This window comes from Caulobacter sp. RHG1 (genome assembly GCF_013181195.1).
In the GTDB taxonomy this organism is placed as follows: domain Bacteria; phylum Pseudomonadota; class Alphaproteobacteria; order Caulobacterales; family Caulobacteraceae; genus Caulobacter.
This window is the reverse complement of the sequence record NZ_SMZP01000005.1, coordinates 393,540-412,584: the sequence shown is the minus strand read 5'-3', so window position 1 is coordinate 412,584 and position 19,045 is coordinate 393,540. Positions and strand designations below refer to the sequence as shown.

Sequence of the window (19,045 nt, the reverse complement as noted above, 5' to 3'; positions counted from 1 at the left end):
GATTGGAGCGCCTGAACGCTCGGCGTTCTCGATCTCGAGCCCAATAAAATCAATCGCTTGTCGATTTTACACCCCGCTGAATGATCCGCGTTCAGCGCGGCCGCATAATCATGGGGTCCCCGTCGCAAGGGGAGGGCGCTTGGATCCGGCCCAAAGCGGCGACGGTGGATAGGTTGAGCGGGGCCGCGTGGACCTCGTCTCGGTTCGGGTGGTGGTCTGTTCGTGGATAGATCCGGGACCGTCCGAAGGCCGAGCGATCGTCGAGCGCGGAGCGACAGGGCGGCGAACGTTCAAAGCCGCCTATCGTGGACTGTCGGGCTGGAGACGGATGTAGCCGATCCAGTTGGTCCGCGCCCGTCCGGGGGCTCTTGGGGTCCCGGGCCGATAAGGCCCACGCCCCCCTTCCTCACGGGCAAGAACAGCCTGGCGGAGCGGTAAGCGAGCCGAAACACACAAACCACTTACGGTCTCCGGGTTCGCCCGGCCGCTCCGTCGCCTCCCCAGCAAACTTCAGCGGCGAAGCCGCGTGAGGCCGAGACGCCGTGCGTCCTTCGAGGCCCGTTGCACGGGCGCCTCAGGATGAGGAGCGATGTACAAACTTCCTCATCCTGAGGTGCGAGCCGAAGGCGAGCCTCGAAGGACGCAAAGCGTTGGTCTAGGCCTTGAGCGCCTTCGGCAGCACGCTGGCGAAATAGTCCAGCTCGGCCGGGCTGGCGGTGCCGACGCGGATCCAGGTCGGGTGGCGGGGGCTGTCGAACACGCGGACCTCGACGCCCATCGACGCCAGGGTCTTCTGGAAAGCCAGGTTGGGCTTGCCGCAGTCGACGAAGACATAGGTCCCATGCGAGGGCAGGGACTTCAGGCCGTTGGCGTCGCAGATCGCGTAGATCTTCTTCCGGCAGCTTTCGAGATAGGCCTTGGCGCCGGCCAGATAGGTCGGATCGCCATAGCAGGCCGCGGCCGCCGCGAGGCCCGGACGGCCCTTGTGGGTCGGGATCATGCTCTTCAGCGTGGCGACCCGTTCGGGACGGGCGGCGACGAAACCGACGCGCAGGGACGCCAGGCCGTAGACCTTGGAGAAGGTGCGGGCGACGATCACGTCGTGGCCGGCGGCGACCAGGTCCATCATCGAGTTGCGGACCGGATCGGGGCTGATCTCGATATAGGCCTCGTCGATGATCACCGGGCAGGTCCTGGCCATCTCGATGCAGAAGGCCCGCAAGGCGTCGGCGTCCAGCAGCAGGCCGGTCGGGTTGTTGGGATTGCAGACATAGACCGCGCCCGCCTTCGTCGCCTTGGCGCGCTGGGCCAGGGCCGGCAGGTCGATCTGCTGGTCGGCGGCGAGCGGGACCCATTCCAGCTTCGCGCCCTGGCGCTCGGCATAGGACAGGGGCGTGGCGTAGCTGGGCTGGGCCGAGACGATTGGGCCGGTCTTCGAGAAGGCGGTCGACAGCAGCGACAGCGCTTCCAGCGAGCCGTTGCACAGGCCCACCTGTTCGGGCTGGAGGCCGTCGCGCTGGGCGATCAGCTTGACCAGCGGCGGTTCCAGCTCCCAGCCGTAATAGGGCAGGTCGGCCATCGCCGTGACGGCGGCCTGGCGAGCGGCGGGCGAGGGACCGAACGGGTTCTCGGTGACGCCCAGATGGGCGCGGATCGCCGGCGCGGGTGTTTCGGCCGCCATCGCCAGTCCCGGTGCGACCGCCGCGCCGCCGATCAGAAGTCCCCGTCGTGTCGTGTCCATGGTCCGCCCTCCGCGCCGATCCAGTTGAGGGCGGCTCGGTGACAGCTTCAAGACGTCTGGATCGGCAGGGCTGTCGTGAACTTGATCTGCTCCATCGCGAAGCTGGACGACACGTCGGTGAGCGGCGCGGTGGCGATCAGCCGCTTGTAGAAGCGGTCATAGGCGGCGATGTCGCGGACCACGACCTTGAGCAGATAGTCGACGTCGCCGCTCATCCGGTAGAACTCGACGACCTCGGGCAAGGCGCGAGCCCCGGCCGCGAAGGTCGTCAGCCAGTCCTCGTCGTGACGACCGGTCTTGACCGCCACGAACACCGTCAGCCCCAGGTCCAGGGCCTCGCGACTGAGCAGAGCGACACGGGCGGTGATGACGCCGCTGTCCTGCAGGCGCTTGACCCGTTTCCAGCAGGGCGTCTGGGTCAGGCCCACCCGCTCGGCCAGATCGGCGATCGCGACCGTGGAGTCCTCCTGCAGAATCGCCAGCAGGCGCCGATCGATATGATCAAGATCAATCATCTCCGCCATGTCCCTGTGCGAGAATGGAATTCTCTCTACGCCCGGATCGGCGGGCAATCCAGTAATGCCTTTCCTCGAAACCTCGCCATTCTATGCGGCCTGGCAATTCAGCGAGGCCGCCATGCTTGGGTCATTCACCCGTCATCCGAAGTCCGTCGGCGAAAGCTATGGCGAGCACATGGGCGTGGCCTGGAGCTTCGGCTTCACCCTGCTGGGCGCGGGCTTGGCCTGCATCGTCCACGGCATCCTGCCGTTCGCCTTCGAGCGCACGGGCAGCCAGACGGTCCGCCGCCTGAACGAGCGGTTGTCGAACCGCACGGCGCGCGCCGACAAGCACTTCGCCCAGTCCTCGATTTCTGGCGAAACCGTCCGAGGATGACTGCCGCCGCGCTTCGTCTGGAAGCCGGCAAGCTGGGGCCGGGTCTGATTACCGGCCTGCTGCTGGCGATCCTGGCCAAGCTCCTGTCGCAGAGCCTGCACGCCCCCGCTCCGCTGATCGCGGTGGTGCTGGGCATGATGCTGGGCGCGCTGAACCTTCAGGCGCAGCTTTCCGCCGGCCTCGACATCTTCGCCAAGCCGGGCCTGCGGCTGGGCGTGGCCATGATGGGCGCCCAGATCAGCTGGGCCGAGTTCGCCGCCCTGGGCGGTCCGGCCATCCTGGCCAGCGGCGTCGTCGTGCTGGGCGGCCTGGCGATCGGCGCGGCCGCCGGCCTGGCCCTGGGCCTGCCGTTCGCTGAGGCCCTGATCGCGGCCGCCGCCTGCTCGATCTGCGGCGCGTCGGCCGCCCTGGCCGCATCGCAGGCCGCGCCGGCCAGCCCCGCCAACCAGCGCACGACGGCCCTGGTCATCGTCGGGGTGAACCTGCTCTCGACCGTGGCCATGCTGGCCTATCCGCCGCTGGCGCAAGCGCTGGGCCTTTCCGCCCATCAGGCGGGGGTGTTCTTCGGCCTTTCCATCCACGATGTCGCCCAGGTCGCCGGCGCCGGGGCTTCGGTCTCGCCCGAGACGGCCAGCACCGCGGCCCTGGCCAAGCTGGCCCGCATCGTCTGGCTGGGCCCGGCGGTGGTGCTGATCGGCCTGCTGCTGAGCCGCTCCAAGGAGGGCGGTGTCGTCTCCGGCCTGAAGGCCCCGCCGCTGTTCGTGCTGGGCTTCGCCGCCCTGGCCGCCGCCCGCGGTCTGAACCTGATCCCGCCGGGCCTGGTCGAGATCCTGGCCGTCTGCTCCAGCTTCCTGCTGCTGGCCGGCGTCGGCGCCATCTCGGCCAAGCTGGGGCCGCAGGCCCTGATGCAGGTCAAGCCGCGCCTGGCGATGATGTTGGGAACGGTCACAGTCGCCGTCGCGGTCCTGGCTTATGCCCTGGCGAGAATATTCTTCTAACCAGAAGGGATTGGCGGGGGCGAAAAGCGCCTTCATGGTCCCGCTCGAGAGTCGGAGGGACTAAGACTTGAGCTTCTGGACGCGCCGCAAGGCGATCGACACCATCACCGCCGGGCACGACGGCGCCCATCAACTGAAGAAGACCTTGAGCTGGTACCATCTGGTCGCCCTCGGGGTCGGGGCCATCGTCGGCACCGGCATCTACACCCTGACCGGCGTCGGGGCGGGCCTGGCCGGGCCGGGCGTCATCCTGTCGTTCCTGATCGCCGGAGCGGTCTGCGCCTGCGCCGCGCTGTGCTACGCCGAGCTGTCGACCATGATGCCGGCGGCGGGCAGCGCCTACACCTACAGCTATGCGGCCATGGGCGAGCCGATCGCCTGGGCGGTCGGCTGGAGCCTGATCCTGGAATACACCCTGGTCTGCGCGGCCGTAGCCGTCGGCTGGTCGGCCCACGCCACGGGCCTGTTCGCGGCGGCGGGCTTTCCGGACTATCTGCTGGCCGGACCGCACGTCGAACTGGCCGGCGGCGGGCGCGGTCTCGTCAACCTGCCGGCCGTGATCATCTCGATGGCGGTGGCGGGTCTGCTGGCCCTGGGCACCCGCGAGAGCGCCACGGTCAACATGGTCCTCGTTTTCGTGAAGATCGTCGCCCTCGTGGTGTTCGTGGCCCTGTGCCTGCCGGTCTTCAACGCCAGCCACTTCACCCCGTTCATGCCCAATGGCTTCCAGGCCCATGTGCCCGCCGGGGCCCCGGCCGACGCCGCCAAGATCGGGGTGATGGCCGCCGCCAGCTTGATCTTCTTCGCCTTCTACGGCTTCGACGCAGTGTCGACGGCCGCCGAGGAGACCAAGAACCCCAAGCGCGACCTGACCATCGGCATCGTCGGCTCGATGGCCGCCTGCACGGCGATCTACATGATCGTCGCCGCCGTCGCGATCGGGGCCTCGCGCGCCGAGGTCTTCTCCAAGAGCGAGGCACCGCTGGTCTTCATCCTGGAGACTCTGAACCAGGGCAAGGTCGCCGGCTTCGTGGCCCTGGCCGCCGTCATCGCCCTGCCGACCGTGATCCTGGCCTTCATGTACGGCCAGAGCCGGATCTTCTTCGTCATGGCCCGCGACGGCCTGCTGCCGCGCGCCCTGTCGAAGGTCAACGCCAAGACCGGCACGCCGGTGCTGATGACCCTGCTGACCGGCGCCCTGTCGGCGGTGATCTCGGGCTTCCTGTCGCTGAAGGACATCGCCGAGCTGGCCAACGCCGGCACGCTGGCGGCCTTCATCGCCGTCGGCGTCTCGGTGATCGTGCTGCGCCGGCGTGAGCCCAACCGCCCGCGGGTGTTCTCGACCCCGCTGTGGCAGGTGGTGGCTCCGGCCGGGGTGCTGGGGTGCCTCTATCTGTTCTCCAGCCTGCCGGCCAAGACCCAGCTCTACTTCCTGTACGCCCACATCATCGGGGCGGTGATCTACTTCGCCTATGGCAAGCGCAAGAGCGTGCTAGCCCAGGCCGAGAAGGCCGCTCAGTAGGGCTCTTCCATTCTTGAGGGCCATCGCTACAGTCCGCGTCAAAACAAGTGTTTGATAACGGGAGAAGCGCATGGCCCTCGATCTGGAAACCCGCGAGCAATTGCTCGAGACGGTGGCGCGCTTCGTGGCCGAGCGGCTGCGCCCGATCGAAGCCAAGGTCGCCGAGGACGACGCCGTCCCCGCCGAGGTGATCGAGGAGATGAAGGGCCTGGGGCTCTTCGGCCTCTCCATCCCCGAAGACTTCGGCGGCCTGGGCCTCAACATGGAGGAAGAGGCGCTGGTGGCCATCGAGCTGGGCCGCGCCTCGCCGGCCTTCCGCTCGGTGTTCGGCACCAATGTCGGCATCGGCAGTCAGGGCCTGGTGATGTTCGGTTCCGACGAGCAGAAGGCCAAGTGGCTGCCCGGCATCGCCTCGGGCGAGGTGATCACCTCCTTCGCCCTGACCGAGCCCGAGGCCGGCTCCGATAGCGCCGCGGTGCAGACCCGGGCGACCCTGGATGGCGACGCCTATGTCCTGAACGGCGGCAAGCGCTTCATCACCAACGCCGGCAAGGCCTCGCTCTTCACGGTCATGGCTCGCACCAATCCGGACGTGAAGGGTGGCGGCGGGGTCTCGGCCTTCCTGGTGCCGCGCGACCTGCCGGGGCTGTCGGTCAGCAAGCCCGACAAGAAGATGGGCCAGCAGGGCGCCCACATCCACGACGTCACCTTCGACAATGTCCGGGTCCCGGTCGAGAACCGCCTGGGCGAGGAGGGCGAGGGCTTCAAGGTCGCCATGCAGGTGCTGGACCGCGGCCGCCTGCACATCGCCGCGGTCTGCGTGGGCGTGGCCGAGCGGCTGATCGCCGACTGCGTGGCCTATGCCAGCGAGCGCAAACAGTTCGGCCAGCCGATCGCCAGCTTCCAGCTGATCCAAGCGATGATCGCCGACAGCAAGACCGAGGCCCTGGCGGCCAAGGCCCTGGTCATGGACACCGCCCGCAAGCGCGACGGCGGGGCGAGTATCGTGCTGGAGGCAGCGGCCTCGAAACTGTTCGCCTCGGAGATGGTCGGCCGGGTCGCGGACCGGGCTGTGCAGGTGTTCGGCGGTGCCGGCTATGTCGCCGACTATGGAATCGAGCGCCTGTACCGCGACGTCCGGATCTTCCGGATCTACGAGGGCACCAGCCAGATCCAGCAATTGGTCATCGCTCGCGAGACCCTCAAACGCGGGGGCTAGGGGTGCGACGGTTCGTCACGGCCGAGCTGTGGTCGTGACGGGCCCCCGACACAGCCGGGCTTGCGCCAGCCGTTGTTGTGCAAAGGTTTTCAGCGCAACCGCGTTCGTCGGTTGCGCCAATGCACGCCGAAAGTGTTGCGTCGAACCGCCGCGTCGTCCGGGTGAATATTTCAAGTCCGCATTAAGCACGATCCTCGAGCCTTGCGTCCGACATCAACGGGGGCGGCTATGAGCCAGGATCACGCGATCAGCGAACGAGTGGCGTTCATGGGTTTGGACGACAAGGCGCGCGGCACCTTGCGCGACCTGCAGCCCGTCATCCGCAAGAATATCGGCCCCGCGCTGGACGCTTTCTACGCCAAGGTCCGGGCCACCCCCGAGACCCGCAAGTTCTTCGGCAGCGACAGCCACATGCAGTCCGCCTCGGGCCGGCAGCAGTCGCACTGGGACCTGATCTCCAGCGCCGAGTTCGACCAGAGCTATGTCCAGGCCGTGCGCACCATCGGCCAGACCCACGCCCGCATCGGCCTGGAGCCGCGCTGGTACATCGGCGGCTACGCCATCGTCACCGAACACCTGATCCGGGCCGCCATCGACGAAGTCTGGCCCAAGGGCTTCATGGCCAAGGGCGATCCGGCCAAGGCCGGCGACAGCCTGAGCGCGCTGATGAAGGCGGTCATGCTGGACATGGACTTCGCCATCTCGATCTATCTGGAGACCATCGAAGCCGAGCGCCAGCGCCTGGAAGCCACCCGCCTGGCCAACGAGCAGGCGCAGATGGCCGTCGTCCAGGCGCTGGGCGACGCGCTGGACCGCCTGGCCCAGGGTGACTTGGTCGGCCGTATGAGCAGCGACGTGACGCCGGAATTCCAGAAGCTGAAGGACGATTTCAACAACGCCGTCGGCATTCTGGAGCAGGCGATGAGCCGCGTGGCCGAGGCCACCGACGGCATCCGCTCGGGCACGGACGAGATCGGCGTCGCCGCCGACGACCTGTCGCGCCGCACCGAGCAGCAGGCCGCCAGCCTGGAAGAGACCGCCGCGGCCCTGGACGAGATCACCTCTACCGTCCGCCGTTCGGCCGCCGGGGCCAAGCAGGCCCAGGATGTCGTCGCCGGGGCCAAGGCCGAGGCCGAGAAGTCTGGGGTCGTCGTCGACCAGGCCGTCGCGGCCATGGGCGAGATCGAAACCAGTTCGCGCTCGATCGGCAACATCATCGGGGTGATCGACGAGATCGCCTTCCAGACCAACCTGCTGGCGCTGAACGCCGGCGTCGAGGCGGCGCGGGCTGGGGAGGCGGGTCGTGGTTTCGCGGTTGTCGCCCAGGAAGTCCGGGCTCTCGCCCAGCGCTCGGCCGACGCGGCCAAGGAAATCAAGACGCTGATCGCCAACTCGACCGCCCAGGTCGATCGCGGCGTGGGTCTTGTGGGTCAGACCGGCGAAGCTTTGCGCGGCATCGTCGGCAAGGTCGCCGAGATCGATGAGCTGATTGCCCAGATCTCGTCCTCGGCCCAGGAGCAGGCCACCGGTCTGAACCAGGTCAATACGGCCGTAAACCAGATGGATCAGGTCACCCAGCAGAACGCCGCCATGGTCGAAGAGACGACCGCCGCGACGCACTCGCTCAAGGGCCAGGCGTCGGAGTTGATCAAGCAGGTGTCGACCTTCCGGGTCACCACCACCAGCCGCGCAACGCCTGTTCGCACGCCGGTCGCCCGACCTGAACCCGCGCGCGCGCCGGCCCAGCAGGCCGTTCGTCCGGCTAGCCGCCCTGGCGTCTCGGCCCCGATCTCGCGCGGCAATCTCGCCGTGGCCAAGGACGAGTGGGAAGAGTTCTAGGGATAGTCAGGTCTAGCGAAGAACCATGACCATGCTCGCCGTCCTCCAGACAGCAGAACGCCCCCGCCGACCGAGTCGGCGAGGGCGTTATGTTCCCCCTGAAAGGAGGAGAAGCTTACGCGCCGCCCGGGAAGCGGAACGGGACCTTCACGGTGCCGGTCTTGGCGCCCATCGGCAGCTTCTCGGCGATGCACATGGCCGCCTTGTCGAAGCCCTTGCCCGCGGCGCTGTTGTCGACGACCTTGCAGCCCGACAGCTTGCCGGCGTCGGCGTTGCACTCGAGCATCACTTGCGCGGCGTCGCGAGTATTCGCGAACTGCTGCAGGCAACGGCCCATTTGGTCTTCAAAACCGCCGGCGGCCGAAGCGGCCTGAGCGACGAACAAGCTGCCAGCGATTCCCGCGGCAATAGCGATCGGATATTTCATCCCGCTGCTCCCAGTAAAGTTGTCCCGTCCGGTGGACGACGCGCCAATCGGACGCATGGGCAATCTCGGCGAAGCCAGTTAAGATATCCTGAGTCAGCGAAGAATATTCGGTATTTACTTTCAAATAACCATACTAATTCATTAATTTTCGGACTTCGCGAGGCGGCGCTCTTTATAGACTCCAGGCGAGGCGCGCTGCGGCCAAACGACTGCCTTCGCGGCGCCCCGACGACTTATCTCGAATTCCCTTTAACCAAGTCAGAGGTTGTTAGGAATCTATCGGGATTATCCCGCTTCATGTTGGCGAGCCGTGTGCACGGAGCGCTGGTTGGAGGGGACCTCGCGATGAAACGGATTCGTCTCGTCGATTTGCCGTTGATCATAAAGATCGGCTTCGCGCCGGCGTTCGCACTGCTGATGCTGGCCATGATGGCGGCTGGCTCAATCGTCGTGCAGAACAATCAATCGGCCGCGCTCAAGCAGGTCGTGGAAGCCGACATGCGCCAGAACATGGAGATCCAGAAGGTCTCCAAGCGCATCTCGAACATCAACGGTGAGCTCTACACCGTGATGACCCACAAGGCCGGCAACATCGACGTGGACAAGAACGACGCCCGCATGGCGGCGATCCTGACCGAGACCGATGCGGTGAAGAAGGACCTGGCCGCGCTCAAGGCCAAGCTCCCCGCCGCCGAGCAACCCAAGATCAACGACCTGATCAAGTCGCTGGAAGAGTGCCGCAGCGCCATCGACACGGTCAGCGGCATGATCGGCGTCGACTTCAACATGGCCGTCGGCTTCATCGCGCCGTTCGAGGAACAGTACGCGAAGATGACTGGCCTGCTGGACCAGGTCGTCGCCACCGCCAACAAGCGCATCGAAGACGAAGCCGCCAAGCGTCAGGCCGAAGCCGCCGCCGCGATGAGCGTCACGATCATCCTGTCGCTGATCACCCTGGCCGCCGTCGGCGGTCTGGCCTGGTTCACCGTCATGACGACCCGCAAGTCGATCAACGACATCGCCGGCGCCACCGACAAGCTTTCGAAGGGCGACAACAGCATCGACCTGGAGCGCCTGACGCGCGGCGACGAGCTGGGCGCCATCGTCTCGGCTCTGAAGGTCTTCCGAGACAACCAGCTGCATCTCGACCAGCTGCGCGCCGAGCAGGAAAAGACGGCCGCCCTCACGGCCGACGAACGCCGCGCCAAGGAGGCCGCCTCGGCCGCCACGGCCAAGGAAAGCGCCCTGGTGGTCAGCAGCCTCGCCGAAGGCCTGGAGCGTCTGGCCCAGGGCGACCTGACCTTCCGCGTCACCGCCGACTTCCCCGGCGACTACGCCAAGCTGAAGAACGACTTCAACGGCGCCATGGGCTCGCTGCAGGAGACGATGAAGGTCATCGCCGCCTCGACCGACGGCCTGCGCACCGGCGCTGACGAGATCGCCCACGCCTCGGACGACCTGTCGCGCCGCACCGAGCAACAGGCCGCCAGCCTGGAAGAGACCGCCGCGGCCCTGGACGAGCTGACCGCCACCGTGCGCCGCACGGCCTCGGGCGCCCGCCAGGCTTCGGACGTGGTCTCGACGACGCGTGGCGAAGCGACGCATTCCGGTCAGGTCGTCCATCAGGCAGTGTCCGCGATGGGCGAGATCGAGAAGAGCTCGGGCCAGATCAGCCAGATCATCGGCGTGATCGACGAGATCGCCTTCCAGACCAACCTCCTGGCCCTGAACGCCGGCGTCGAAGCCGCGCGAGCGGGCGAGGCGGGCCGCGGCTTCGCGGTGGTCGCTCAGGAAGTCCGGGCCCTGGCCCAGCGTTCGGCCGAAGCGGCCAAGGAGATCAAGACCCTGATCTCCAGCTCGACCCAGCAGGTCAGCCAAGGCGTCAGCCTGGTCGGCCAGACGGGCGAGGCGCTGCAGCGGATCGTGGCGAAGGTCGGCGAGATCGACGCCCTGGTCACCGAGATCGCGGCCTCGGCCGCCGAGCAGGCGACCGGTCTGAACGAAGTCAACACGGCCGTGAACCAGATGGATCAGGTCACCCAGCAGAACGCCGCCATGGTCGAGCAATCGACCGCTGCGACGCACTCGCTGAAGGGCGAAACCGCTGAGCTGGTTCGCCTGATGGCCCGGTTCCAGGTCGGCGGTTCCTCGAGCGCCTACGCCCGTCCGGCGGTGGCCGACACGACGCATCATGCCCCGGCGCGCAATCCGGTGGCCGAACAGCAGGCTCGCCTGAACGCCTTCGCCCGCCCGGGCCGGAGCAGCGGTTCGGCGGCTGTCGCCCAGGCCCCTGCGTCGGATAGCTGGGAGGAGTTCTGATGGCCGCCATCGCGCTGCCCGAAAATCTGGACCTCAAGGCCGCCGCGCCTCTGAAGGCCGCTTTGATCGCCCACCGCGGCGCGCCGATCGAGATCCAGGCCGACGAAGTTCGTCGCCTGGGCGGTCTGTGCCTGCAGGTGCTGCTCGCGGCCCGCAAGGCCTGGAGCCGCGACGGCCAAGACTTTTCCATCAAGGGGCCTTCCGAGGCCTTTGTCGAAACCACCCGTCTTTTCGGCGCCGCAGGGGTGCTCCTCTCGGCGGAATTCCAAGGAGCTGAATCGTGACGCGTACGATTCTCACGGTCGATGACTCTCGCACGATGAGGGACATGCTGCGCATGGCCCTGGTCGGCGCCGGCTTCAACGTCGTCGAGGCTGTCGACGGCGAGCATGGCCTGGAGGTTCTCTCCGCCCATCGCCCGGACATCATCATCACCGACATCAACATGCCCAAGCTGGACGGCTTCGGCTTCATCGAGGCGGTGCGGGTCGACGACGACTATCGCGCCATCCCGATCCTGGTCCTGACCACGGAAAGCGACCCGGCCAAGAAGCAGCGGGCTCGCGAAGCCGGCGCGACGGGCTGGATCGTCAAGCCGTTCAATCCGGAAAAGCTGGTCGACGCCATCCGCCGCGTCGCCGCCTGACGGATACCCGGCCTGGAACTGATCCAGGTCAAAGAACTCAGTGCCGCTTTGTTTGAGCACCCGTTGCTAGACGCGAATTAGGACGTACGGGAAATGGACGAGCTAGAGGCCATCAAGGTCACCTTCTTCCAGGAATGCGAGGAACTCCTCGCCGACCTCGAAGGCGGTCTCCTGGCCATGCAGGAAGGGGCCGGCGACCTCGAGACGGTCAACGCCGTGTTCCGCGCCGTCCACTCGATCAAGGGCGGCGCCGGCGCCTTCGGCCTCGAGCCGCTGGTGCGCTTCGCCCACGTGTTCGAGACCCTGCTGGACGCCGTTCGCGGCGGTTCGGTGCCGAACACGACCGATCTGGCCGCCGTTCTCCTGCGGGCGTCCGACATCCTGGCCGACCACGTCAGCGCCGCTCGCGGCCTGGGCGATGTCGACATGGCCGCCTCGGCCGCCATGGCCGTCGAGCTGGCCCACTGCACCGACCCATCCTCGGCGCCGGCGCCTGTCGCCGCCGCTCCGGTCGTCGAAGACTTCGCCCCGGCGCCCGCCGTGGTGGCTGCCGACGACGCGATGGACGATGACGATCTCGGCTTCATCTTCGTGCCGCAGACCATCACGGTCGAGGCGCAGGCCGCTGACGCCGAGCTGGAGAGCTCCAACACCTGGACGGTGTCGATCCGTCCGAAGTCGGATCTCTACCGCAAGGCCAATGAGACAGCCCTGCTGCTGCGCGAACTGAACCGGCTGGGTCCGATCAAGGCGACGCTGGACGACAGCGCCCTGCCGGCCCTGGAAGACCTGGACCCGGAAGCCGCCTACGTCACCTGGACCGTCACGGTCGACACCGACCAGGACGAGGCCGCGATCCGCGAAGTCTTCGAGTTCGTCGATGGCGACTGCGAACTGGAAATCACCCGTGGCGCCGGCCCCGTCGCCGACCCCATGGCCTCGCTGCTGACGGTCGCCGATGCGCCGATCGTCGTGGAGCTGGGCGCTCCGGCGCCGGCCGTGGTCGAGGCGGTTGCTCCGCCGCCGGTCGTCGAAGCTGCGCCCGTCGCACCGGCTCCGGCGCCGGTCGCTGCGGCTCCCGCCGCTCCGGCCGCCCCTGCCCAGAAGGCCACTCCGGTCGAAGTGCCCGGTCCGGGCCAATCGGTCATCCGTGTCGATCCTGAACGCATCGACCGCCTGATCGATCTGGTCGGCGAGCTGGTCATCAACCAGGCCATGCTGGCGCAGCGCGTCGGCGAATATGGCATCGCCCCGTCGTCCAACCTGGCCATGGGCCTCGACGAGCTGGAACAGCTGACGCGCGAGATCCAGGACAGCGTCATGGCCATCCGCGCCCAGCCGGTGAAGTCGGTGTTCCAGCGCATGCCGCGCCTGGTTCGCGAAGTCGCCAACATGACCCACAAGCAGGCTCGCCTGGTCATGGACGGCGAGAACACCGAGGTCGACAAGACGGTCATCGAGCGTCTGTCCGACCCGATCACCCACATGCTGCGCAACGCCATCGACCACGGGCTGGAAAGCCCCGAGGAGCGCAAGGCGGCCGGCAAGAATCCGGAAGGCGTCGTGCGCCTGGCCGCCCTGCACCGCAGCGGCCGGATCGTCATCGAGGTCTCCGACGACGGCAAGGGCATCAACCGCGAGCGGGTCTTCTCGATCGCCGTGAAGAAGGGCCTGATCGCCGCCGACACCCAGCTGACCGACGAAGAGATCGACAACCTGATCTTCCTTCCCGGCTTCTCGACCGCCGACAAGATCTCGGACGTGTCGGGTCGCGGCGTCGGCATGGACGTGGTCAAGCGCTCGGTGCAGGCCCTGGGCGGCCGCATCTCGATCGCCTCGCGTCCGGGCCTGGGCTCGACCTTCACGCTCAGCCTGCCGCTGACCCTGGCCGTCCTGGACGGCATGGTGGTCGATGTCGCCGGCGAGACCCTGGTCGTGCCGTTGGCCGCCATCGTCGAGAGCCTGCGTCCGAAGCCGGAAGAGGTTCGTCCGCTGGGCCCGGTGGGCTCGGTGCTGGCCGTCCGCGACAGCTTCGTGCCGCTGATCGACGTCGGCCTGACCCTGGGCTACCGCGACCAGAGCCCGCACCCGACCGACGGCGTCGTGCTGCTGGTCGAGGGCGAGGACGGCTCGCGCGCCGCCCTTGTGGCCGACGCCATCCACGGCCAGCGCCAGGTGGTCATCAAGTCGCTGGAGCAGAACTACCAGCAGGTCGAGGGCGTCGCCGCTGCGACGATCCTGGGCGACGGCCGCGTCGCGCTGATCCTCGATGTCGACGCCACCATCGCGATGCGCCGCCGTGAAGGCGGGGCGCCGCGTCCCACCGAACCCAGCCTCATCGCCGCGGAGTAAGTCATGACCGACCTTGCCACCGCCACCGGCGCTGATCGCCGCGAACTGATCTCCTTCCGCGTGGGCGAGCAGGAGTACTGCGTCGACATCATGGCCGTCCGCGAGATCCGCGGCTGGAGCCCGGCGACCGTGCTGCCGCAGACCCCCGGCTTCATGCGCGGTGTCATCAACCTGCGCGGCGCGGTGCTGCCGATCATGGATCTGGCCTGCCGCCTGGGCATGCCGGTGATCGAACCGACCGTCCGCAGCGTCTTCATCGTGGTCGCCGCCGGCGATCGCACTGTCGGCCTGCTGGTCGACGCGGTGTCGGACATCCTGTCGATCAATGACGACATGGTGCAGCCGACCCCGGACATGGCCTGCGACACCGTCCGTAACTTCGTGCGCGGCATCGTCTCGATCGAAGGCCGCATGATCAGCGAGATCTCGTTGGACCGTATTTTGCCCGAACGGGAGGCTGTGGCCGCTTAATGTCGACCTCTTCCGCTTCCGTTTCGGACCGCCGCGAAGCCATCGTCGATGGCGAGTTCGCGTTCACGACCCAGGACTTCAAGCGCATCGCCGCGCTGCTGTACGACCTGGCCGGCATCAGCCTGCCCGACAGCAAGGCGACGCTGGTCTATTCCCGCCTGGCCAAGCGCCTGCGCAATCTGGGCCTGCGCTCGTTCACCGAGTACTGCGCCTTCGTGGCCAGCGACCAGGGGCACGACGAAAGCCAGGAAATGCTGCGGGCGCTGACCACCAACGTCACGCGCTTCTTCCGCGAGCCGCACCACTTCGACGACCTGCGCGCCAACGTGCTGGAGCCGATCGCCGACCAGGTGCGCGCCGGCCGCCGCCTGCGCCTGTGGTCCGCGGCCAGCTCGTCGGGCCAGGAGCCCTATTCGATGGCCTTCACGGTGCTGTCGGTATGGCCCAATGCGGCCGAGCTGGACATCCGCATCCTGGGCACGGACATCGACACCAACGTGCTGGCGACCGGCCGGGCCGCCTCGTACGACGAGAGCCTGCTGGAAGGCATCCCCGCCAATGTGCGTGGTCAGTACTTCGAGCGCGACCCTGGCGATCGCCGCAACTGGCGCGTCTGCGAGGCTGCGCGCAGCCTGGTCGCGTTCCGTGAACTCAATCTCAACGGTCCGTCCTGGCCCATGAAGGGGCCGTTCGACGCCATCTTCTGCCGGAATGTCGTGATCTATTTCGATGAACCCACCCAGGAACGCGTCTGGAGCCGCTTCGCGCCGCTCCTGGCGCCTGGCGGCCGCCTGTATGTCGGCCACTCCGAGCGCGTCGGCGCTTCGGTCACTGCGTTCGAGAGCTGCGGTCTGACCGCCTACAGGAAGGCCGGTCGCTGATGCCCAAGATTCGCGTTCTCGTCGTCGACGACTCCGCCACGATGCGGAGTCTGATCACGGCGGCCCTCAATCGTGATCCCGAGATCGAGGTGGTCGGCGGCGCCGGCGACCCGTTCGAGGCTCGCGGCATGATCAAGACGCTGAACCCCGACGTCGTCACGCTCGACATCGAGATGCCGAACATGAACGGCATCGAGTTCCTCGAGAAGATCATGCGCCTGCGGCCGATGCCGGTGGTCATGGTCTCGACCCTGACCCAGGCCGGCGCCGAGATGACGCTGCGGGCGCTGGAGCTGGGCGCGGTCGACTGCGTGGGCAAGCCTGCCGACGCCACCGGCACCCAGGAAGCCCTGGCCGACATCGTCACCAAGGTGAAGATCGCCGCCCGCGCCTCGGTCCGCACCAACGCCGGCGCCGCGCCGCCGGCCGCCGCGCCGCGCCGCAAGGACTTCATGCCCTCGGGCGACGTTGTGGCCATCGGCTCGTCGACGGGCGGGGTGGAAGCCCTGCTGTCGATCCTGACGCTGTTCCCCGAGACCTGCCCGCCGACCGTCATCACCCAGCACATGCCCGCCACCTTCACCGCCAGCTTCGCCGCGCGCCTGGATCGCGCCAGCGGGGCCAAGGTGCAGGAGGCCGTCGACGGCGCCCTGCTGGAGCCTGGCAAGGTCTATGTCGCCCCTGGCGGCGCCACGCACCTGGAGGTCGTTCGCTCGGCCGGCCTGCGTTGCCGCCTGGTCCAGGGCGACCCCGTCAGCGGCCACCGCCCGTCGGTGGACGTGCTGTTCAACTCGGTGGCCCAGGCCGTCGGCGACAAGGCGGTCGGGGCGATCCTGACCGGCATGGGTCGCGACGGCGCCCAGGGCCTCCTGGCGATGCGCAAGGCCGGCGCCAAGACGCTGGGTCAGGACGAAGCCTCGTGCGTCGTCTACGGCATGCCGCGCGCAGCTTTCGAACTCGGCGCTGTGGAGAAGCAGGTTTCCCTGTCCCACATGGGCCAATCCATCCTCGATTTGGCCTCGGCGAGGCGCTGAACCCATGCCCCAAGCAAGCACCATCTCCGTTCTGGTCGTCGACGACCAGCTGACCATGCGGGCGCTGATCCGAAACGCGCTGCAGCAGATCGGCTTCAAGGACATCCGCGAGGCGCCCGATGGCGAGGAGGCTCTCAAGAACCTCCTGGCCAAGCCGGCCAACCTCGTCATCTCGGACTTCAACATGCCGAAGATGGATGGCCTGGCGCTGCTCCGCGCGGTGCGCTCGCACCCGCCGATCCGCCAGACCGCGTTCGTCATGCTGACGGGCCGCGCCGACCGTGAGCTGGTCCAGCGCGCCGTGCAGTTCGGCGTCAACAACTACTGCGTCAAGCCGTTCACCGTCCAAGGCTTGAAAGAGAAGATCGAACAGGTGTTCGGGCCCCTGACATGAAGCCATTCTCCCACCACGACGATCCCGAACGCGCGGTAAAGGTGCACGTCACGCAGGGCGAAAGCCATGTGTCGACCGACCCGCAGGTGGTGATGACCACCGTGCTGGGCTCCTGCATCGCCGCGTGCATCCGCGACCCGCAGGCGGGCGTGGGCGGGATGAACCACTTCCTGCTGCCGGACGCCGGCGACGGTCGGGGCACCGGCGGCGACGCCGTGCGCTACGGCGCCTACGCCATGGAACTGCTGATCAACGACCTGCTGAAGCGCGGCGCTCGCCGCGAGCGGCTGGAAGCCAAGATCTTCGGCGGGGCCAAGCTGTTCGACGGCCTCTCGGACGTCGGCGCCAGCAACGCCGCCTTCGCCGAGCGTTTTCTGCGCGACGAAGGCATTCCGATCGTGTCGTCCAGCACCGGCGGGGTCTCGGCCCGTCGCGTCGAGTTCTGGCCGACCTCGGGCCGGGTGCGCCAGCGTCTCGTGGCCGTCGACAACGCGCCGCAGGATGTCCGTCGTCCCACGCCTCCCCCGATGCCCGCCGCCTCCAGCGGCGATGTGGATCTGTTCTGACGCCCATGACCGCCTTGCCGCTGCCGTCGTCGCCGATCGCCTCCCCGGAAGAGCATCTTCCGGTCGGAGAGCTGTCGCGTCGCCTGGCGGCGGAGCTGGCCTCGGCCGCGGCCATCTGCCGGGACTGCGAGCATCTGGCCGGCGACCTGGCCACCGGCGGCGCCACGCTGGAGAACCTCTCGCGTCTGCAGGCGCTGGACGAGCTGAGCCAGCGCCTGCACGGCCTGTCCGAAGTACTCTCGCGCATCGGCCAGCACGCGTCCGGCGAATGGAGCATGTCGATCGCTCCGGTCCTCAGCGGCCTGGGCCTGGCCGACATGGCTCAACGCCTGCGCGCCGATGAAAAGCTGGGCGAGCAGGAGGGCCGCAAGGCCGAAGCCGGCGAGCTGGACTTCTTCTAGAAGCCGATGGCGGACGCGCTCCTCCCTTCTACGCGGATCAACCTGGAACGGGCCACGGTGCTCGTGCTGGACGACAACGGTCCGTCGCTGGACATCCTCTCGCAGGTCGTCTCCGGCTTCGGGGTCAAGCAGCTGTTTCGCGCCGAGAGCGTCATGGACGCCCAGGCGCTGATCCGCACCAAGACCTTCGACGTGATCATCAGCGACGTGCAGATGCCGGTCACCGACGGCATCGAGTTCCTTGAATGGCTGCGCAAGGATGGCGGTGAGGCCAATCGCTACATCCCCGTCATCCTGCTGACGGGCCACACCCGCACTTCGCAGATCTTCAAGCTGCGTGACGCGGGCTCCAACTATGTCGTCGCCAAGCCGCTGACGCCCAAGGTGCTGCTGGAGCGCATCTTCTGGGTGGCGCGCGAGGAGCGGGCGTTCATCGAGTGCGACAGCTACATCGGCCCCGACCGGCGCTTCAAGCACGAGGGACCGCCGCCTGGCACCGATGGCCGGCGGAAAGACGATCTTCCGGCGGAGGTGGGTGATGCGCAGACACCCAACATGTCGGATGACGAAATCGCCAACATGATGCGCCCAGCCAAGGTGCAGATATGACCGTCCGCAAGTTCCGTCCGCCGAACCGTCTCGCCAGCCTGATCAAGGACAAGGGCGGGATCCTGGCGCAGGACGCCATCGCCGCCGCCGAGGTCGGGGTCGAGAGCCTGCGTGAGTCGTCGATGGCTGCGCTGGACGAGAGCCTGGCCGAGATCGAGCGGCGGTTCGGCAAGTCGGCCGCCGATCGCGCCGCCGAGCCGTTCGAGGTCCTGTACCACCTGGCCTCGAAGGTCATCGACGTCAGCCTGTTCGTCACAGACGCGGGCATCGACAAGGCGGCGATGTCGCTGTGCGGCCTGGCCGACAGCTGCGCCGAGGCCGGCGCCTGGCGCTGGGACGCGGTAGACGTCCACCTGAACGCTTTGAAACTGCTGCGCGCCGTCGGCGCCGAACTGCCCGCCGCTCAACGCGACGCCATGCTGCAGGGCCTTTACCAGGTCAGCCACTACCGCCCTGACGAGGCCTGAGCGCGCCTCCCACCTTCCCTTGGGATAACGTCGATCTGTGTCGGAAACGCAACGCCGACGCGAGTCTTCGACTATGGCCCCTTTGTGGCCCTTGCCGCCGGTCATTGGCTTTGTTAGCACTCTGCCACCGGTGTCAAAAACCAAGGTTCGTTTCTGATACCGGTGTCAAAAACTAAGACAAACAAGGCTGGAGCCGGTCTCGCGGGAAGGACGTGAGATCGAGACGAAGGCCAGGATGGCGCGACAGCGCTGTCCTCACTGGTCG

General features: G+C 67.5%; 19 protein-coding genes and 1 pseudogene. 17 read left to right on the top strand and 3 right to left on the bottom strand.

What is annotated here, in order from left to right; translation table 11 throughout:
• Nucleotides 1–655 precede the first annotated feature (655 nt).
• Both E1H18_RS16265 and E1H18_RS16260 read right to left on the bottom strand, forming a co-directional pair.
• A complete protein-coding gene (locus E1H18_RS16265) occupies nt 656–1,741 on the bottom strand; it encodes a histidinol-phosphate transaminase (protein ID WP_172270265.1) in 1,086 nt (361 codons plus the stop codon).
• A 47-nt stretch (nt 1,742–1,788) separates the two neighbouring features.
• The gene (locus E1H18_RS16260) at nt 1,789–2,265 is read right to left on the bottom strand and encodes an Lrp/AsnC family transcriptional regulator (RefSeq protein ID WP_172270263.1); all 477 of its coding nucleotides are present in this window, start codon (nt 2,263–2,265) and stop codon (nt 1,789–1,791) included.
• A gap of 112 nt (nt 2,266–2,377) precedes the next feature.
• Between E1H18_RS16260 and E1H18_RS16255 the strand changes: the two genes are divergently transcribed.
• From E1H18_RS16255 to E1H18_RS16235, 5 genes and pseudogenes are all read left to right on the top strand, one after another.
• On the top strand, nt 2,378–2,635 hold the full coding sequence (locus tag E1H18_RS16255) for a DUF6356 family protein (RefSeq protein ID WP_172270430.1): 258 nt from the start codon (nt 2,378–2,380) through the stop codon (nt 2,633–2,635).
• The gene (locus E1H18_RS16250; RefSeq protein ID WP_172270261.1) at nt 2,632–3,633 is read left to right on the top strand and encodes a putative sulfate exporter family transporter; all 1,002 of its coding nucleotides are present in this window, start codon (nt 2,632–2,634) and stop codon (nt 3,631–3,633) included. Before E1H18_RS16255 ends, E1H18_RS16250 begins: the two co-directional genes overlap by 4 nt.
• Nucleotides 3,624–5,155, top strand: a pseudogene (locus E1H18_RS16245) (amino acid permease). Before E1H18_RS16250 ends, E1H18_RS16245 begins: the two are co-directional and overlap by 10 nt.
• A gap of 70 nt (nt 5,156–5,225) precedes the next feature.
• Entirely contained in the window at nt 5,226–6,374 is a 1,149-nt protein-coding gene (locus tag E1H18_RS16240) for an acyl-CoA dehydrogenase family protein (RefSeq protein ID WP_172270257.1), read from the top strand.
• Between the two features lie 228 nt (nt 6,375–6,602).
• The gene (locus E1H18_RS16235; protein WP_172270255.1) at nt 6,603–8,213 is read left to right on the top strand and encodes a globin-coupled sensor protein; all 1,611 of its coding nucleotides are present in this window, start codon (nt 6,603–6,605) and stop codon (nt 8,211–8,213) included.
• A gap of 115 nt (nt 8,214–8,328) precedes the next feature.
• Here E1H18_RS16235 and E1H18_RS16230 read toward each other — a convergent pair whose 3' ends face one another.
• Complete coding sequence (locus E1H18_RS16230) at nt 8,329–8,640, bottom strand: hypothetical protein (RefSeq protein WP_172270253.1); 312 nt, start codon at nt 8,638–8,640, stop codon at nt 8,329–8,331.
• A gap of 297 nt (nt 8,641–8,937) precedes the next feature.
• On the opposite strand from E1H18_RS16230, the gene E1H18_RS16225 reads away from it, so the two are divergent.
• From E1H18_RS16225 to E1H18_RS16170, 12 genes are all read left to right on the top strand, one after another.
• Nucleotides 8,938–10,959: a methyl-accepting chemotaxis protein gene (locus tag E1H18_RS16225; protein ID WP_172270251.1), complete on the top strand. Its 2,022-nt coding sequence runs from the start codon at nt 8,938–8,940 to the stop codon at nt 10,957–10,959.
• A complete protein-coding gene (locus E1H18_RS16220) occupies nt 10,956–11,243 on the top strand; it encodes an STAS domain-containing protein (protein ID WP_172270428.1) in 288 nt (95 codons plus the stop codon). The genes E1H18_RS16225 and E1H18_RS16220 overlap by 4 nt, the downstream gene beginning before the upstream one ends.
• Nucleotides 11,240–11,605 (top strand): response regulator, encoded by a 366-nt coding sequence (locus tag E1H18_RS16215; RefSeq protein ID WP_172270249.1) that lies wholly within the window; start codon nt 11,240–11,242, stop codon nt 11,603–11,605. The genes E1H18_RS16220 and E1H18_RS16215 overlap by 4 nt, the downstream gene beginning before the upstream one ends.
• A gap of 93 nt (nt 11,606–11,698) precedes the next feature.
• Nucleotides 11,699–13,957 carry a chemotaxis protein CheA gene (locus E1H18_RS16210; protein WP_172270247.1) on the top strand — a complete coding sequence of 753 codons (2,259 nt, stop codon included), beginning with the start codon at nt 11,699–11,701 and terminating at the stop codon, nt 13,955–13,957.
• Between the two features lie 3 nt (nt 13,958–13,960).
• Nucleotides 13,961–14,428: a chemotaxis protein CheW gene (locus tag E1H18_RS16205; protein ID WP_172270245.1), complete on the top strand. Its 468-nt coding sequence runs from the start codon at nt 13,961–13,963 to the stop codon at nt 14,426–14,428.
• On the top strand, nt 14,428–15,309 hold the full coding sequence (locus E1H18_RS16200) for a protein-glutamate O-methyltransferase CheR (RefSeq protein ID WP_172270243.1): 882 nt from the start codon (nt 14,428–14,430) through the stop codon (nt 15,307–15,309). Before E1H18_RS16205 ends, E1H18_RS16200 begins: the two co-directional genes overlap by 1 nt.
• Nucleotides 15,309–16,343 carry a chemotaxis response regulator protein-glutamate methylesterase gene (locus tag E1H18_RS16195; RefSeq protein WP_172270241.1) on the top strand — a complete coding sequence of 345 codons (1,035 nt, stop codon included), beginning with the start codon at nt 15,309–15,311 and terminating at the stop codon, nt 16,341–16,343. The genes E1H18_RS16200 and E1H18_RS16195 overlap by 1 nt, the downstream gene beginning before the upstream one ends.
• 4 nt (nt 16,344–16,347) lie before the next feature.
• Entirely contained in the window at nt 16,348–16,737 is a 390-nt protein-coding gene (locus E1H18_RS16190) for a response regulator (RefSeq protein ID WP_172270239.1), read from the top strand.
• Complete coding sequence (locus E1H18_RS16185) at nt 16,734–17,303, top strand: chemotaxis protein CheD (RefSeq protein ID WP_172270237.1); 570 nt, start codon at nt 16,734–16,736, stop codon at nt 17,301–17,303. Before E1H18_RS16190 ends, E1H18_RS16185 begins: the two co-directional genes overlap by 4 nt.
• Nucleotides 17,304–17,308: 5 nt before the next feature.
• The gene (locus tag E1H18_RS16180; protein ID WP_172270235.1) at nt 17,309–17,704 is read left to right on the top strand and encodes a chemotaxis protein CheU; all 396 of its coding nucleotides are present in this window, start codon (nt 17,309–17,311) and stop codon (nt 17,702–17,704) included.
• A 6-nt stretch (nt 17,705–17,710) separates the two neighbouring features.
• Entirely contained in the window at nt 17,711–18,313 is a 603-nt protein-coding gene (locus E1H18_RS16175) for a response regulator (protein ID WP_172270233.1), read from the top strand.
• Nucleotides 18,310–18,780, top strand: a complete 471-nt coding sequence (locus E1H18_RS16170; RefSeq protein ID WP_172270232.1) for a chemotaxis protein CheE — start codon at nt 18,310–18,312, stop codon at nt 18,778–18,780. Before E1H18_RS16175 ends, E1H18_RS16170 begins: the two co-directional genes overlap by 4 nt.
• Nucleotides 18,781–19,045 lie beyond the last annotated feature (265 nt).

Coding starts and splice junctions, on each gene's coding strand:
- E1H18_RS16265 (WP_172270265.1), bottom strand. CDS start 1,741: ATGGACACGACACGACGGGGACTTCTGATCGGCGGCGCGGCGGTCGCA.
- E1H18_RS16260 (WP_172270263.1), bottom strand. CDS start 2,265: ATGGCGGAGATGATTGATCTTGATCATATCGATCGGCGCCTGCTGGCG.
- E1H18_RS16255 (WP_172270430.1), top strand. CDS start 2,378: ATGCTTGGGTCATTCACCCGTCATCCGAAGTCCGTCGGCGAAAGCTAT.
- E1H18_RS16250 (WP_172270261.1), top strand. CDS start 2,632: ATGACTGCCGCCGCGCTTCGTCTGGAAGCCGGCAAGCTGGGGCCGGGT.
- E1H18_RS16240 (WP_172270257.1), top strand. CDS start 5,226: ATGGCCCTCGATCTGGAAACCCGCGAGCAATTGCTCGAGACGGTGGCG.
- E1H18_RS16235 (WP_172270255.1), top strand. CDS start 6,603: ATGAGCCAGGATCACGCGATCAGCGAACGAGTGGCGTTCATGGGTTTG.
- E1H18_RS16230 (WP_172270253.1), bottom strand. CDS start 8,640: ATGAAATATCCGATCGCTATTGCCGCGGGAATCGCTGGCAGCTTGTTC.
- E1H18_RS16225 (WP_172270251.1), top strand. CDS start 8,938: ATGTTGGCGAGCCGTGTGCACGGAGCGCTGGTTGGAGGGGACCTCGCG.
- E1H18_RS16210 (WP_172270247.1), top strand. CDS start 11,699: ATGGACGAGCTAGAGGCCATCAAGGTCACCTTCTTCCAGGAATGCGAG.
- E1H18_RS16205 (WP_172270245.1), top strand. CDS start 13,961: ATGACCGACCTTGCCACCGCCACCGGCGCTGATCGCCGCGAACTGATC.
- E1H18_RS16200 (WP_172270243.1), top strand. CDS start 14,428: ATGTCGACCTCTTCCGCTTCCGTTTCGGACCGCCGCGAAGCCATCGTC.
- E1H18_RS16195 (WP_172270241.1), top strand. CDS start 15,309: ATGCCCAAGATTCGCGTTCTCGTCGTCGACGACTCCGCCACGATGCGG.
- E1H18_RS16190 (WP_172270239.1), top strand. CDS start 16,348: ATGCCCCAAGCAAGCACCATCTCCGTTCTGGTCGTCGACGACCAGCTG.
- E1H18_RS16185 (WP_172270237.1), top strand. CDS start 16,734: ATGAAGCCATTCTCCCACCACGACGATCCCGAACGCGCGGTAAAGGTG.
- E1H18_RS16180 (WP_172270235.1), top strand. CDS start 17,309: ATGACCGCCTTGCCGCTGCCGTCGTCGCCGATCGCCTCCCCGGAAGAG.
- E1H18_RS16175 (WP_172270233.1), top strand. CDS start 17,711: ATGGCGGACGCGCTCCTCCCTTCTACGCGGATCAACCTGGAACGGGCC.
- E1H18_RS16170 (WP_172270232.1), top strand. CDS start 18,310: ATGACCGTCCGCAAGTTCCGTCCGCCGAACCGTCTCGCCAGCCTGATC.